Raw genomic sequence first — 14,573 nt, forward strand, 5'->3', positions numbered from 1 at the left:
CTGTCAGTAGACCGCTACAGGGCAGTCACCTAGTTTGAAAGGCACCTGAAACAGGGATATTGGCAGGAGTCAGCATGAAAGCGTTATGGAAAGGATTCTGTAGCTACATGGTCATTGGCGTGGTCAATGCGCTCATCCATTGGCAGATTTTTTTCGTACTCACCGTCGCCGCCGAACTCAGTCAGGCGATCAGCAACCTTATCGCGTTTTGCGTCGCCGTCTCCTTTTCCTTCCATGTGCATGCGCTTTACACCTTTGACAGGAAGGCGATGGTGCTGGGCTATCTGTTGTTCAGCGCTGTCATAGGTGTCGTGAGCTATGGCGTCGGACATATCGCAGATCTGTGGCAGGTGCATGGTTTGGTGACGGTGACATCGTCTTGGTTGTTGTACCTGATTGGCGAGTTCTTCTTTTCCAGGTTTGTGGTGTTGCGTGGGTGTGAGTCATGAGGGCTTCTCAGCCGACAATCCCGATGTTTGGGCCGCTTCACGGGCGAACGGTTTCAATGTATTGGGGGTTGATGAAATCCCGAGCGATGACTTTCAGCATGCTGTCCTTCCTTGGTGTTAATCCAACCTCCCGATGAGGTTGGCGTTCAATCGTTGTTTACGCAGCAGCCAACTCATTCGGTTCAAAACTATCCGCCCGCGCCATCTGCCACATCCGCGAGTAAAACTCGCCATTCACTTCCCCGGTCAACAATTCCCCCGGTTTCAAGAACACATGCAACTGCGAGAACAATTTGATCTCGGTCGCCGACATGCGCCGTACCAGATGCTTGGCCGATAGCTGCGAAGGATGTTCCAACCCGGCAGCGGCGAGCATTTCGGCCAGGGCCTTGAGCGTGTTGCGGTGGAAGTTGAAGACGCGTTGGGCCTTGTCCGGGACGACGAGTGCGCGTTGGCGCAGTGTGTCCTGGGTGGCGACACCGGTCGGGCATTTGTTGGTGTGGCAGCTTTGCGACTGGATGCAGCCGATGGCGAACATGAAGCCACGCGCCGAGTTGGCCCAGTCGGCGCCGATGGCCAGGACGCTGGCGATGTCGAAGGCGCTGACAATCTTACCGCTGGCGCCGAGTTTGATTTTGTCCCGCAGGTTCAGGCCGACCAGCGTGTTGTGCACGAACAACAGGCCTTCGCGCATTGGCACACCAATGTGGTCGGTGAATTCCACGGGCGCGGCGCCGGTGCCGCCTTCCTTGCCATCGACCACGATGAAGTCGGGAAGGATGCCGGTTTCCAGCATGGCCTTGGCGATGCCCATGAATTCCCACGGATGCCCCAGGCAAAACTTGAAACCCACCGGTTTGCCGCCGGACAGTTCGCGCAACTGCTGGATGAAATGCATCAACTCGATCGGCGTGGAAAACGCGCTGTGCCGCGACGGCGAGATGCAATCTTCGCCCATCAGGATGCCGCGGGTTTCGGCGATTTCCCGGGTGACCTTGTGCTTGGGCAGGATCCCGCCGTGGCCGGGTTTGGCGCCCTGGCTCATCTTGATTTCGATCATCCGCACTTGCGGCGTCTGCGCTTGTGCCGCGAAGCGTTCAGGGTCGAAGCGCCCGTCAGCGGTGCGACAGCCGAAGTAGCCGCTGCCCAGTTCCCAGGTCAGGTCGCCGCCGTTTTCCCGGTGAAAGGCGCTGATGCTGCCTTCACCGGTGTCATGGGCGAAGTTGCCGAGTTTCGCCCCCTGGTTCAACGCCCGAATGGCGTTGGCGCTGAGGGAGCCGAAGCTCATGGCCGAGATGTTGAACACCGACGCCGAGTACGGCTGCGTGCACTGCGGGCCGCCGACCGTGACCCGGAAACTGCTCGGGTCGCTCAACGGCGCCGGGCGCATGGAGTGGCCGATGAATTCGAAACCCGACTGATACACATCGATCAAGGTGCCGAAGGGTTTGTCGGCGCTTTCGTTCTTGGCCCGTGAATAGACCAGCGAACGCTGAGCCCGGGAGAAGGGCAGGGCGTCGCTGTCGGACTCGAGCAGGTACTGGCGGATTTCCGGGCGAATACCCTCCACCAGATAGCGGATGTTGCCGAGAATCGGGTAGTTACGGCGCACGGCGTGAGGGCTTTGCAGCAGATCGAACAGGCCCACGAGGCTGAGAATGCCGGTGGCGACGGTGATCGGCCAGAGCCAGTCGTGCTCCAGGAAGGGCAGGCTGGCGAGGGTAAACATCACACAGACGGCAAAGAAGGCGTAGCGGCTCAGGAGTGACAGGCTCATACGGTTTCCTTGGGTTCGGACTCAATGGGTTGCAAGCCTGTGGCATGGGCTTTTGTGGCGAGGGGATTTATCCCCGTTGGGTTGCGAAGCAGCCCCAAAACTATTCACCGCGGTTTAACTGAAAGACCGCATGCATAGGTTTTACGACTGCTGCGCAGTCGAACGGGGATAAATCCCCTCGCCACAGGAAATCTATCGACACAGGAAAGCATTTCAAGGCTGTTTCAGGCATTTTGTGCCTGGAGAAAAATCGAAAACAGCTCCGACTGGGATTTGATCCCCAGTTTGCTGTACATGTGTTTCTTATGGACTTTCACGGTTTCAACAGAGATTTCCAGCTTACGGGCGATTTCTTTACTGGAGCAACCGCTGAGCATCAAGCGTCCGACATCCAGCTCCCGGGCGGTCAATTGCGCGCCTTTGAGTTGCTGCACCGACGCCTCCAGCTGCACGCGCCAGTCGACTGGCGGTGGTGCTGGCGCGAGGGCCACGACTTCGTTGATTTCGTAGGGCAGGCGCTGACGCAACAGGCCGAGCACCCAGGGCTGGATCAGCGACAGCAAGGCAATCTGCTGGCCGCTGAAACGTTGCTTGCTGCCCAGTGACAGGCACAGCGTGCGGTCGCCTTCGAGTTGGCAATTGAACTGGATTTCATCGGCCACCACATTCAGACGAAAGTAGCGCTGGTAATACTCGGTCAGCTCGAAATGCTCCGGCGCCACTTCCGACAGGCGATAAAGCCCGGTGCGCGACTGCTCGCGACAGGCGATGTAGAACGGATCGAGCAGGTACAAACCGCGCAGATAGTCCTGGAACAACTGATCAGGACTGCCGTCCGCGCCCGGGCATTCGGCGAACACTTGCGGGTGCTGATCGGCGCTGAAAAGCAGCGCCACCCAGCTGTCGAAGGTCACGTACTGATCCAGCAACCGTACCAGCTGCGTCCAGAAATTGGGCTTGTCCAGGGCGTCGATCAGTTGCCCGACCGAGCGGTGCCACGCGATGTCGTCTAACGAAAGTGTCATGCCTCTACCCCTATCGGGTTACCCCAGCGGCGTGATTTCCCGGCCGGTGGCTTGCTGCGCATACTGGCGCACAGACACCGACCGGGCAATCTTTCTGCCAGCCTGGTCAAGAACAAGGAATACCCATGAAAGTCGAACTCGCCCAGTTGGCGGGCCGTGACAACGACACGGCTTACAACCTCGACCGCGCGCTGAAGGCGATGGCGGCCTGTGCTGCCGATACGCAGCTGATCGTGTTTCCCGAAACCCACCTGATGGGCTTTCCGACCCTCGAGGCGTTGGCCGAAACCGCCGAACCGCTGGACGGTCCGACCGTCAGCGCGGTGCTGGCTGCGGCCCGTGAACGCAATATCGCCGTGGTGATCGGCATGGCCGAGAACGACAACGGCCGCTTCTACAACACCACGCTGCTGATCACCCCCGAAGGTGTCGCGCTGAAATATCGCAAGACGCACCTGTGGGCATCGGATCGCGGGGTGTTCGAGGCTGGCGACCGTTACGCCACGTGTGAGTGGAACGGTGTGCGGGTCGGCCTGCTGATTTGCTACGACATCGAATTCCCGGAAACCGCCCGGGCCCTGGCGCAATTGGGGGCCGAACTGTTGATCGTCACCAACGGCAACATGGACCCTTACGGCCCGACTCACCGCACCGCGATAATGGCCCGCGCCCAGGAAAACCAGGCGTTTGCGCTGATGGTCAACCGGGTGGAAGAGGGCGATGGCGGGTTGGTGTTTGCGGGCGGCAGTGCGCTGGTGGATCCGCTGGGGACTTTGTTGTTCGAGGCCGGGCGGGAGGAGGGGCAGTTTGCAGTGGAGCTGGACCTGAATCAGCTGACGGCGGCGCGACAGGATTATCGGTATCTGGATGATCAGCGGCTGCGGTTGCCGGGGGAAGTGGTGGAGCAGATCGGCGGTGTTCGGGAGTTATTGATTCCTGAGCGTTAAACCAAGCCCTCACCCTAACCCTCTCCCGGAGGGAGAGGGGACGGACCGAGGTGCCTGGACGATTGACTGCGAACTGCGAGAGCGAGTCGAACTCAGGATTTGAAAAGCATGGAGGTCGAGCTCCCTTTCCCCTCTCCCCCGTGGGGAGAGGGGACGGACCGAGGTGATGCGAAGCTCTACATCGACCTGAATAACCGAGTCGAACTCAGGATTTGAAAGCATGGAGATCTGCCCCCTTTCCCCCTCTCCCCCGTGGGGAGAGGGCTGGGGTGAGGGGTGGCTTTTGAAGTAGACGTAATTTTTTGCCGAACTCGGCTCTGCCATAAATCTAATAAATTCGGAGTAGTCGCTCATGGCTCATTTGCAACGCACCCTGTCATTGGGGTCGGTGGTGCTGTTCGGCATCGCCTACATGACGCCGATCATCGTGCTCGGCACCTTTGGCATCCTCGCTCAATCCACCGCCGGCATGGTCCCGGCCGCTTACCTGGCGGCGCTGGTGGCGATGTTTTTCACCGCCATGAGTTACGGCCGAATGGCCTCGGCGTTTCCCGTCGCTGGCTCGGCCTATAGCTATGTCCGCAAGGCGATCAGCCCGAAACTCGGTTTCATCGCCGGTTGGGCCGTGCTGCTCGACTACCTGTTCCTGCCGATGGCGATCTGGCTGATCGGCGCGGCCTACCTCAACTCCGCGTTCCCGGCCGTGCCGCAGTGGATCTGGGTGCTGGCGTTTATCGGCATCACCAGTGCGATCAACATCGTCGGCCTGAAACTGGCCAACGGCATCAACGCATTACTGATGCTGGTGCAGTTCCTGGTGCTGATCGCCTTCGTGGCGCTGTGCGTTCATTACGTCGGTGGTGATGCGAGTACGCCGTTGTGGTCGGTCAAACCGTTCTTCAACGGTGATATGCAGATGCCGCTGATCATGAGCGGTGCAGCCATCGCCTGTTACTCATTCCTCGGGTTTGACGCGGTCAGCACCCTGACCGAAGAAACCCGCGACCCGCGCCGCACCATCCCGCGAGCGATCATGCTGATCACCCTGATCGGCGGGTTGATCTTCGTCGGTGTGTCGTACTTCGTGCAGATCGCGCATCCGTCGTTCCAGTTCGACAGCGTCGACTCGGCAGCCTATGAAATTGCCCGCAACATTGGTGGTGACCTGTTCGTGTCGATCTTCCTGATCGGCCTGATCGTCGGCCAGTTTGCGTCGGGCTTGTCGGCGCAGGCCAGCGGCTCGCGGCTGTTGTTCGCCATGGGCCGTGACGGTGTGCTGCCAAAATCGTTCTTCGGCACCTTGCATGAACGCTTTGGCACGCCGGTCAACAGCATCCTGCTGTGCGCCGTGGTCGCGTTGCTGGCGCTGAAACTGGACGTGACCACCTCGACCTCGTTCATCAACTTCGGCGCGTTCCTGGCGTTCAGTCTGGTGAACCTGTCGGTGATCTTTCACTACTGGATCGGCGGTGAGCACAAAGGGCTGCGTGAATTCGTGTTGTTCCTGCTGTTCCCGTTTATCGGTCTGGCGGCGGATTTGTGGCTGATGGTCAGCCTCGATCACCTGGCGATCTATCTGGGGGTGAGTTGGCTGGCGATTGGCGTGGTGTACCTGGCGGTGCTGACTGGCGGCTTCCGTCGCCAGCCACCGGAGATGGATTTCCAGGAAGCCACCTGACCCCCACCCCCTGTAGGAGCAAAGCTTGCTCGCGATTGCGGTGTGTCAGTCGACATTAATAGTGAATGACACACCGCAATCGCGAGCAAGCTTTGCTCCTACAGGGGGGGTCAGAGATTGGATTGGTGAATCGGCAACTGGACCCTGAAGGTTGTGCCCACGCCCACTTCACTGCGCACCGTGATATCCCCCCGATGTTTTTTCACGATGCCATAGGACAGGGACAACCCCAGTCCCGTCCCCTGGCCCACCGGTTTGGTGGTGAAGAACGGGTCGAAGATTTTTTGCAGGCAGTCCGGCGCAATGCCGGCGCCGGTGTCTTCGACCTCGATCCACACCGTTTCCGCTTCAAGCCCGGTGCGCAAAGTGATGGTGCCGCGCTCCGGGCCGATGGCCTGAGAGGCGTTGACGATCAGGTTCATGATCACCTGATTGATTTGCGAAGGCAGGCATTCGATGTCGGGCAACGCCTGATATTCCTTGAGCACATCGGCCTTGTACTTGAGTTCGTTGGCGACAATGTTCAAGGTCGATTCGATGCCCTGTTGCAGATTGGCCCACTGCCATTCCTGATTGGAGTCCACTCGGGAGAAGTCCTTCAGGTCCTTGACGATCTGCCCGACCCGGTTGATGCCGTCCTTGGATTCCTTGATCAGCAGCGGAATGTCCTCGCGCAGGAACTCCAGCTCGACCCGTTCGCGCAGTTGGTTCAAACGCTCGATGAGCTCGCTGGAGCCGATCGCCTCTTCCGCATCGCGATAGGCGTCGAGCATTTCCTGCAGTTGTTTGAAGTAGCCGTCCAGGGTGCCGAGGTTGGAGGAAATGAAGCCGATGGGGTTGTTGATTTCATGGGCGACGCCAGCCGCGAGTTGCCCCAATGAAGCGAGTTTTTCCGATTGCACCAATTGGGTTTCCAGCTGTTTGCGCTCGTCGACTTCCCGCTGCAATTCAACGCTGGTTTCTGTCAGTTGCCGGGTTCGGCGTTCGACCATTTGCCCTAAATGGTCCATCTGCACGCTGGCCCGTTCGGTCATGTCCCATTTGGTCAACAGGGTGTTGGCCATCTGCTGGACTTCAATGTTGTCGAACGGCTTTTTCAGGATTAGCAGCCGGTCATGTGCGTTCAATCGATCGAGCAGTTCATCCCAGGAATAGTCGGAATAGGCGGTGCACACCACCACTTGCAGGCGTGGGTCGGCCTGCCACAAATGTTCGATGGTCTGCGCACCGTCCCAGCCCTCGGGCATGCGCATGTCGACAAAGGCCAGGGCGTAGGGGCGGTTTTCCTGCAAGGCCCATTTGAGTTTGCCCAGGCCTTCCTGGCCGCCATAGGCCGAGTCGAGCTCGAACAGTGCACGGGTTGATTTCACTTCGCTGCCAAACAGCTCGGCCTCCATCTCGTCCAGTTCGACGGTCTGCTCCGGCATGGGCGTGAGAATCTTGCGGAAGTCCACGTGAATGGACGGGGTGTCATCGATCAGCAGAATGCGTCGATTCGAAAGCTCGCTCATGCTTCCTCCTTGACGGTTTTCAGCGGTATCTGCAACGTGAACAGCGCACCCTTGCCCGGTCCGTCGCTGTGGGCGGTGAGGTGGCCGTTCATTTCGATGGCGGCCAGGGCGCAGCTGTGCAGGCCGAAGCCGTGGCCTTCCTTGCGGGTAGTAAACCCGTGGGAAAAGATGCGCGTCATGTTTTCCTCGGCGATGCCTTCGCCGTCGTCCTTGACGCTGACTTGCAGGATCTTGTCTTCGACGATTTTGACCCCCAGGGTCATTTGTCGTGGGCGATTGGTGAGGTCGGACATGGCGTATTTGGCGTTGCTGATCAGGTTGATCAGGATCAGCAGCAACCGGTGCTTGTCCCCCATGACCTGCGGCACATCGCCGTATTCCTTGACCACCGTGACGTGGTGTCGGGTCAGGGCGCCGGAGTTCATGCGCAGGGCGTCTTCCAGCAATTCGCTGATGTGCAGCGGTTCCATCAGGCTGTTGGCGCCTGCGTAGGACTGCTGGGTGGCGACGATGTCCTTGATGTGGTCCACGCTTTTGGTCAGCTGGGCCAGTTCGTCGGTCATGCCTTGTTGTTCCAGGGCTATCGCGTCCACCAGTTGATTCAGGTAACCGGGTAGCAACTTGCCTTTCGGGTCGTCGGTCAGAAAGGTGCCGAGGTCACCTTGATGGTCGTTGATCAGCTGCATGGCCTTGCCCAGGCCCAGCGCCTTGCTGCCGCGCAGTTTGCGGCTCACCAGGTCGGCCGAAATGTTCACGCTGTTGAGCACGTTGCCGACGTTGTGCAGCACATTGGTGGCGATCTCGGCCATGCCGGCCTGGCGCGCGGTGTCGAGCAGTTCGCTCTGGGTATCCTTGAGTTCGCGGGTGCGCTCTTCAACCCGCAGCTCCAGGTCTTCATTGGCGGTTTGCAGGGCTTTGTTGACGCGGTTGATCACCGTGAAACTGCGCATCAGGTGAATCGCCAGGTACACCAGTAACAGCACCAACAGTACGGAAAACACCAGCATGTAGAAGTGATAACGCTGATTGGCCGCGTCGGTCCGCTGCTGGTCGGTGTTCAGCAGGTTGGTAATGTCGTCCAGGCGTTCGGCCACGGGAACGGCTTCGATGTTTTCCAGTAACCGATTGACCACCGGCTGCTCACGCAGGATCAGTGAAATATGGTTGTTGAGAATATCGATCGGACTGTGGAACTGTTCAGGTAGACGCTGTTTGTTCACCCCCATTTTGTTCAGCCCCAACAGGATGTCGGCCGCCTTGTCGTCGGAGGTGACCTGAGCGAACTCCAGGCTGCTGAGCAACAAGTCATACGTATCGGTGGCGATGTTCTGAAGTTGCAGTTTGTCTTCGTCCGCCAACCGGGCCAACTGTTCCTGAATGTCGTCCTCGGCGGTGGGCAGGAACGCCAGTGAGTTGCGCAGCACGGCGTTGTGAGACTTGAACTGCTCCACCAAGCGGGTCTTTTCCTGAATGGCGCTCAGGTACGCATCATGGCTGGTGCGCCAGACGGGCGAGTCGTTGCGGCCATGGCTCGACTCCATGGTGTCGAACCGCTCCCAAAGGTCCGTTATCTCGGTCAGTGGCGAGACCAACGGATCATAGTTGTGACTGATGGCGATCCTGGCCTTGAGGATCTCGGTTTCCCATTGTGCGTTCAGCTGTTTGATCCGGCCGATCAGGTCCCGGGATTCGGCGTAGGTTATCGTCTGGTTCGAGCTGGATTTGAGGTACAGAAACAGCAGCACTGAAGCCAGCATCAGGGCCACGACGCCGAGCAACGCCAGGTTGCGGCGGTTAGACGTTTTCATAAGGGCTTGCCTCCCCATTCACCGGTCAGGGTCTTGAGGAATTTGATGATCAGCGTTTTATCGTCGGCAGAGGGAATACGACCGAGCTGGAACTTGAACATCACATCCACCGCTTCTTCAAGAGTCTTGGCCGAGCCATCGTGAAAGTACGGCGCGGTCACGGCGACGTTGCGCAGGCTCGGGACCTTGAACACGTTGCGGTCCTCTTCGTCTTTGGTGACCAGATAGCGGCCCAGGTCGGCTTCGGTGGGGTTGCCCCGAGTCTTGAAGTAGTCGCCCATGACCCCGAACTTCTGGAACATGTTGCCGCCGATGTTGACGCCCTGGTGGCAGGCGATGCAGCCGTAGTCCTTGAAACGTTGGTAACCGTATTTCTCGTCGAGGGTGAGAATGTCGGTATCGCCTTGCAGGTATTGGTCGAAACGCGAGTTGGCGCTGATCAGCGTGCGTTCATAGGTGGCCAGGGCATTCTGCACATTGTTCATGGTCACGCCGTCCGGGTAGGCGTTGGCGAACGAGGTCTGATAAGCCGCATCGGCGGTCAGCATCTGCACCACATGCTCCCAGTTACTGCCCATTTCACTGGGGCTTTGCACCACGCCGTGGATCTGGGTTTCCAGTGTGTCGGCGCGGCCGTTCCAGAATTGTCGGAAATTCAGGCTGGCGTTGAACACGCTGGGGGTGTTGATCGTCACTGGAACGCCGTTGAACCCGAGGGAAAACGCCTTGTTGTCGGCACCGCCATTTTCCAGTCGATGGCAACTGGCGCAGGACAGTGAATTGTTGACCGACAAGCGTGTCTCGTTGAACAACTGGCGACCGAGCTCGATCCGCAGCGGATTTTGCTGGGGCACCGCCGGCAGTGGTTTGAGCGGCTCATCCAGCGGTGCGGCGCCAGCGCTCAGGCAGAAGCCGAACAACGGCGCCAATAGCAGACGGTGAAAAGAAGGCGACATCTGATGATTCCTTGGCTTGGGCCTGCGCATCGCTCACGTGGCTGCGGATGAAGAGGGCTTCACCGACCCCAGATACCGGACGAAGGCGTCCGGCGCCACGGCTTTGCTGAAGTAGTAACCTTGACCCTCTTCACATTGATGTGACTTGAGGAAGTCCAGTTGTTCGAGGGTTTCCACCCCTTCGGCAATGATGGTCAGCTTGAGGCTCCGGCCCAGGCTGATGATGGCGCTGACCAGCGCGGCGTCGCTGCTGTCGCGGCTTAAGCCGCGAATGAACGACTGGTCGATTTTCAGCACGTCGATGGGAAAACGCCGCAAGTAGCTCAGGCTGGAATAACCGGTACCGAAGTCATCGATGGCCAGTCGTACGCCCATCACCTTGAGCCGGGCCAGAGCGTTTACCGTGGTTTCGACGTTCTGCATCAACACGCCTTCGGTGATTTCCAGCTCCAGCAAGGCCGGTTCCAGACCTGTTTGTTTGAGGATCTGTTCGATGCCGTCGACAAAGTCTCGCTGACGGAAATCGATGGCCGACATATTCACCGACATACAGATTTTCGGCAGCCCCGCGGCCTGCCAGGCGCAGGCTTGTCGGCATGCCTCGGCCAGCACCCATTTGCTCAACGGCACGATCAAGCCGCTGTCTTCGGCAATACTGATGAAGTCTGAGGGGTAGACCAGGCCATGCCCCGGTTTTTGCCAGCGAATCAACGCCTCGGCACCGACCACCTGGCCACTGACCAGGTCCAGTTTGGGCTGGTAATGCAGGACAAATTCGTTGCGTTCCAGCGCCAGGCGAATGCCGCTCTCGATGCTTTGCTGATCCCGGGCGCGCTGGTTCATCTCGTCGATGAAAAACCTGAAATCGTTCGGGCCGCTTTCCTTGACGTTGCGCATCGCGGTTTCGGCTTTCTTGATCAGCGCGATGGCATCGAAGCCGTCGTCCGGGTAAATGCTGATGCCCAGGCTGGCGGTCACGCTGAGGTCGTGGCCGGCAATGTGCTGGGGTGCGCGGATGGCGTTCAAGAGTTTTTCGGCGATGCCCTTGGTCTGCTGGGGATGGCGGACGTCGGCGAGGATCACCACGAATTCATCGGAACCGTAGCGAAACACCGAGTCGGACTCGCGCACCGTCGCCACCAGATTGCGCCCGACCTGTTTAAGCATTTCGTCACCGGCCGGATGACCCAGGGCGTTGTTGATGCGCTTGAAGCGATCGAGGCCCAGAAACATCACGGCCAGTTGTTTGTCATGGCGCCGGGACAGGGCCAGGGACTGGTTCAACCGGTCACCGAGCAAGGTGCTGTTGGGCAGCTCGGTCAGTACGTCGTACTGCAACAGGTGCGACACCTTGAGCAGTTCGTGGACCCGCGCCTCGATGGTTTGCTCCAGGCTCAGGACCTTCATCGCCGCGTCCTGCGCCATCTGCCATTTCCAGGTCAGTGCACTGGCCATCTGACGGATTTCCAGGCTGTCGAAAGGCTTTTTCAGCACCAGCAACTGGTCGCCGAATTCCAGTCGTTCGGCCATGTCTTCCCAGGTGTAATCGGAAAAAGCGGTGCACAACGCGATTTGCAGGTGAGGGTCGGCCTTCCACAGTTGTTCGATGGTTTCCAGGCCGTCCCAGCCCGGTGGCATGCGCATGTCGGTGAACGCCATGGCATAGGGGCGACCTTCGGCCAGTGAGCGCGTGACCAGTTCGAGGGCTTCCTGGCCCTGGTAGGCCGAGTCGAGCTGGAACGTCAGCCGATCAAGCTGCACGGTGCCGAACAGGGCTTCTTCAGCGCTGGCGAGGGTCTGTTCGCCGCCGGGTTCCTCACCTTCGATCTCGGCGCCAAGAATCTTGCGAAAATCCTCATGAATCGAGGGCGTGTCGTCGATGATCAAGATGCGCCGGTTAGTCCGCACGAAAGGCGTTTTCATCCTTTGTCCTCCGTGGAGCGCGGCGAGTTTTCCAGAATCGGCCCGATGTCATGGTTCGGGGGCACGATGCTGCCGGCCTTCAGCAGCTCGGCGGCCTGCTGGCTGCTGACCGCTTTGCTGAAGAAGTAACCCTGGGCGTTCATCGGTGAACCGGTGGCCATCAGCGAGCTGCGCTGCTCCTGGGTTTCGACGCCCTCGGCAATGATGCCGATCCCGACTTCACGGGCGAAGTTGATGATGGCGCGCAAGGTGTTCGCGCTGGCCGGATCGCGGGCGGCGGTGTCGATGAAGGCCTGAGCGAGTTTCAGGTGATTGACCTGGTAGGTCTTGAGGTAGTCGAACGAGGAGTACTCGGTGCCGAAGTCGTCGATGGCGATCTTCACCCCCAGTTCACGCAGGCGCGGCAGCACATCGTTGTGGGTCCATTTGGTCTGGGCCAGTGTCGCTTCCGTGACGTCGAAGCGCAGGTCCCAGGGGCAGAGTTCCCAGCGCGCGGTGGTGCGCAGCACGTCATAGATCAGTTCGGGACCACTTTTTAGTTGCGCCAGGGACAGCTTGATCGCAATCACCGGCGGCGCCATTCCCTCATCGCGCCATTGACGCATTTGCCGGCAGGCGCGATCCAGCACCCAGTGACCGAGCGCGACGATGGTGCCGGTCTTTTCCGCGGCAGGCAGGAACGCCGGGGCTTCCAGCAAGCCGCGCTCAGGGTGGTTCCAGCTGACTTGCGCTTCCATGCCGAGGATTTTGCCGCTGGTCAAGTCCACTTCCGGCCAGTAATGCAGTTCGAGTTCTTCGTGTTCGATGGCCGTTCTCAGGTCGCTGGCGATGGTCATGCGTTCGACCACCTCCTGATTGATCTCCTCGGAGTGGAAGTGGTACTGGTTGCGGCCCTTTTCCTTGGAGCGATACAGCGCCATATCGGCTTGGGTCAGCAAGCCGTCGGCGCTGGTGCTTTCCGGGGTACAGCTGCTGATACCGATACTCACCGAGACCCGCACATCATTGCCGGCCAGGGAATAGGGCAGTACCAACGTATCGCGGATTTTGGCGGCCAGGGCTGCGGATTGGGTCGGGTCGCTGACGTCCAGTTGCAAGATCGCGAACTCGTCACCGCCGAGGCGGGCCACTACATCGTTTTCGCGCACACAGTCCTTGATCCGGCGGGCAACCTCTTGCAACAACAGGTCGCCCACGGGATGGCCGAGGGTATCGTTGATGCGTTTGAAGTGATCCAGGTCCAGGTAAAACATGGCGAACGGTGCCGCCCCCCGACGCGCCGAGGCGAATGCCTGGTGCAACCGCTCGATCAGCGTCGCCCGGTTGGCCAGCCCGGTCAGCCCGTCGGTGCGGGCCAGCAGGGCGATTTTCTCTTCGGCCAGTTTACGTTCGGTGATGTCGATGATGATGCCTTCGACTTCCAGCAAACGGCCTTCATCGTCGCGCACCGGGATGTAGCGGTTTTCGACCCAGCGCCAGGCGCCTTCGCCAGTGCGCATCCGGAATTCGATGGAAGCGCCTGCCGCATGACGGTCCAGCACCCGGGCCATGGCGGTGTCGACCTTGGTTTGATCATCGGGATGGATCAGTTCCTGGGCCCAGTTGGTCGAGGTGACCAGTTTCGCCGCGACATGACCGTATTTGGTGATGTTGTGCGAGATGTACATCAACGGAAACGACGGTTCGCCGCGTAACCGATACAGAATGGTCGGGCTGTTTTGCACGATGATGTTGGCGTCGGACAGCTCTCGGGTGCGTTCTTCGACCGCCTGTTCGAGCAGCGACATCTTCAGCTCTGCGTCTTCGGTCATTTGCCACTTGGCCGTCAATGCGCTGGCCATCTGGCGGATTTCGATGGCATCGAAGGGTTTTTTCAGAATCAGCAGGCGATCGCCCAGTTCCAGGCGTTCGTCGATGTCTTCCCAGGAATAGTCGGAATAAGCGGTGCAAAGCGCCACTTGCAGCTTGGGATCGACCTGCCACAGCCGTTCGATGGTTTCCAGCCCGTCCCAGCCTGGCGGCATGCGCATGTCGATGAAGGCCATCGCGTAGGGCATGTCGTTGGCCAGCGCCGTCTCGACCTTGTCCAGGGCTTCGAGGCCCTGAAACGCCGAATCGAGCACGAAGCTCTGCAGCGATAGCGCCGCAGGAGTGCCGAACAGGGCATTTTCGGCGCTGATCAGGCTGTCGTCTTCGATCGATGGGGGACTAAGGATCTTGGCAAAGTCCGCATGAATCGAGGCTGTGTCGTCGACGATAAGAATCCGTCGGTTGGTCCGCGCCAGCAGCGTATTTATCGACATACGCCAGTACCGGCGGCAGCTTGATGCGGTTTTCGCATGGGGGCTTCCTTTCCAAGATCACCTGACCGAACGTGCAGATTTGGATCCGAGTCAGCTCAGCATAGTCGCCTGTCCAGCACTTCGCGCAACTCAATGAGCTGAATCATTTCTGTTGGCGGGCTGAAAATCATCTAGCCTGTAGGTCAGGCTCCGGCAA

Annotated in this window: 10 protein-coding genes and 1 pseudogene; 3 read left to right on the top strand and 8 right to left on the bottom strand. The window is 59.3% G+C overall.

Annotated elements, in window-relative coordinates; genetic code table 11:
- The first annotated feature begins 74 nt into the window (after positions 1-74).
- A complete protein-coding gene (locus tag IB252_RS22285) occupies positions 75-449 on the top strand; it encodes a GtrA family protein (protein ID WP_192410275.1) in 375 nt (124 codons plus the stop codon).
- 157 nt (positions 450-606) lie between these two features.
- On the opposite strand, the gene IB252_RS22290 is transcribed toward IB252_RS22285, so the two are convergent.
- Complete coding sequence (locus tag IB252_RS22290) at positions 607-2,226, bottom strand: FMN-binding glutamate synthase family protein (RefSeq protein ID WP_192410276.1); 1,620 nt, start codon at positions 2,224-2,226, stop codon at positions 607-609.
- Positions 2,227-2,450: 224 nt separating this feature from the next.
- Positions 2,451-3,251: a helix-turn-helix transcriptional regulator gene (locus IB252_RS22295; RefSeq protein ID WP_192410277.1), complete on the bottom strand. Its 801-nt coding sequence runs from the start codon at positions 3,249-3,251 to the stop codon at positions 2,451-2,453.
- Positions 3,252-3,376: 125 nt separating this feature from the next.
- Between IB252_RS22295 and IB252_RS22300 the strand changes: the two genes are divergently transcribed.
- Both IB252_RS22300 and IB252_RS22305 read left to right on the top strand, forming a co-directional pair.
- A complete protein-coding gene (locus tag IB252_RS22300; protein ID WP_192410278.1) occupies positions 3,377-4,198 on the top strand; it encodes a carbon-nitrogen hydrolase family protein in 822 nt (273 codons plus the stop codon).
- Between the two features lie 352 nt (positions 4,199-4,550).
- Positions 4,551-5,876 (top strand): APC family permease, encoded by a 1,326-nt coding sequence (locus IB252_RS22305; RefSeq protein WP_192410279.1) that lies wholly within the window; start codon positions 4,551-4,553, stop codon positions 5,874-5,876.
- Between the two features lie 110 nt (positions 5,877-5,986).
- On the opposite strand, the gene IB252_RS30645 is transcribed toward IB252_RS22305, so the two are convergent.
- From IB252_RS30645 to IB252_RS22330, 6 genes and pseudogenes are all read right to left on the bottom strand, one after another.
- Complete coding sequence (locus IB252_RS30645) at positions 5,987-6,649, bottom strand: ATP-binding protein (RefSeq protein ID WP_412548181.1); 663 nt, start codon at positions 6,647-6,649, stop codon at positions 5,987-5,989.
- Positions 6,650-6,706: 57 nt separating this feature from the next.
- Positions 6,707-6,793: pseudogene (locus tag IB252_RS30650) on the bottom strand (hypothetical protein); the annotation flags it as partial.
- A gap of 590 nt (positions 6,794-7,383) precedes the next feature.
- The gene (locus IB252_RS22315) at positions 7,384-9,195 is read right to left on the bottom strand and encodes a DAHL domain-containing protein (protein ID WP_111452014.1); all 1,812 of its coding nucleotides are present in this window, start codon (positions 9,193-9,195) and stop codon (positions 7,384-7,386) included.
- Positions 9,192-10,151 carry a cytochrome-c peroxidase gene (locus tag IB252_RS22320; protein WP_192410281.1) on the bottom strand — a complete coding sequence of 320 codons (960 nt, stop codon included), beginning with the start codon at positions 10,149-10,151 and terminating at the stop codon, positions 9,192-9,194. The genes IB252_RS22315 and IB252_RS22320 overlap by 4 nt, the downstream gene beginning before the upstream one ends.
- Before the next feature lie 33 nt (positions 10,152-10,184).
- Positions 10,185-12,074, bottom strand: coding sequence for a putative bifunctional diguanylate cyclase/phosphodiesterase (locus IB252_RS22325; RefSeq protein ID WP_192410282.1), 1,890 nt, complete (start codon positions 12,072-12,074; stop codon positions 10,185-10,187).
- Positions 12,071-14,377 carry a putative bifunctional diguanylate cyclase/phosphodiesterase gene (locus IB252_RS22330; RefSeq protein ID WP_192410283.1) on the bottom strand — a complete coding sequence of 769 codons (2,307 nt, stop codon included), beginning with the start codon at positions 14,375-14,377 and terminating at the stop codon, positions 12,071-12,073. Before IB252_RS22330 ends, IB252_RS22325 begins: the two co-directional genes overlap by 4 nt.
- Between the last annotated feature and the right edge of the window lie 196 nt (positions 14,378-14,573).

The organism is Pseudomonas sp. PDM10, assembly GCF_014852295.1.
Taxonomy (GTDB): domain Bacteria; phylum Pseudomonadota; class Gammaproteobacteria; order Pseudomonadales; family Pseudomonadaceae; genus Aquipseudomonas.

What these genes read in the sequence shown, in the direction of transcription:
- IB252_RS22290 (WP_192410276.1), bottom strand. Translation starts at nt 2,226, where the DNA reads ATGAGCCTGTCACTCCTGAGCCGCTACGCCTTCTTTGCCGTCTGTGTG.
- IB252_RS22300 (WP_192410278.1), top strand. Translation starts at nt 3,377, where the DNA reads ATGAAAGTCGAACTCGCCCAGTTGGCGGGCCGTGACAACGACACGGCT.
- IB252_RS22315 (WP_111452014.1), bottom strand. Translation starts at nt 9,195, where the DNA reads ATGAAAACGTCTAACCGCCGCAACCTGGCGTTGCTCGGCGTCGTGGCC.
- IB252_RS22305 (WP_192410279.1), top strand. Translation starts at nt 4,551, where the DNA reads ATGGCTCATTTGCAACGCACCCTGTCATTGGGGTCGGTGGTGCTGTTC.
- IB252_RS22320 (WP_192410281.1), bottom strand. Translation starts at nt 10,151, where the DNA reads ATGTCGCCTTCTTTTCACCGTCTGCTATTGGCGCCGTTGTTCGGCTTC.
- IB252_RS30645 (WP_412548181.1), bottom strand. Translation starts at nt 6,649, where the DNA reads ATGCTCGACGCCTATCGCGATGCGGAAGAGGCGATCGGCTCCAGCGAG.
- IB252_RS22325 (WP_192410282.1), bottom strand. Translation starts at nt 12,074, where the DNA reads ATGAAAACGCCTTTCGTGCGGACTAACCGGCGCATCTTGATCATCGAC.
- IB252_RS22295 (WP_192410277.1), bottom strand. Translation starts at nt 3,251, where the DNA reads ATGACACTTTCGTTAGACGACATCGCGTGGCACCGCTCGGTCGGGCAA.
- IB252_RS22330 (WP_192410283.1), bottom strand. Translation starts at nt 14,377, where the DNA reads ATGTCGATAAATACGCTGCTGGCGCGGACCAACCGACGGATTCTTATC.
- IB252_RS22285 (WP_192410275.1), top strand. Translation starts at nt 75, where the DNA reads ATGAAAGCGTTATGGAAAGGATTCTGTAGCTACATGGTCATTGGCGTG.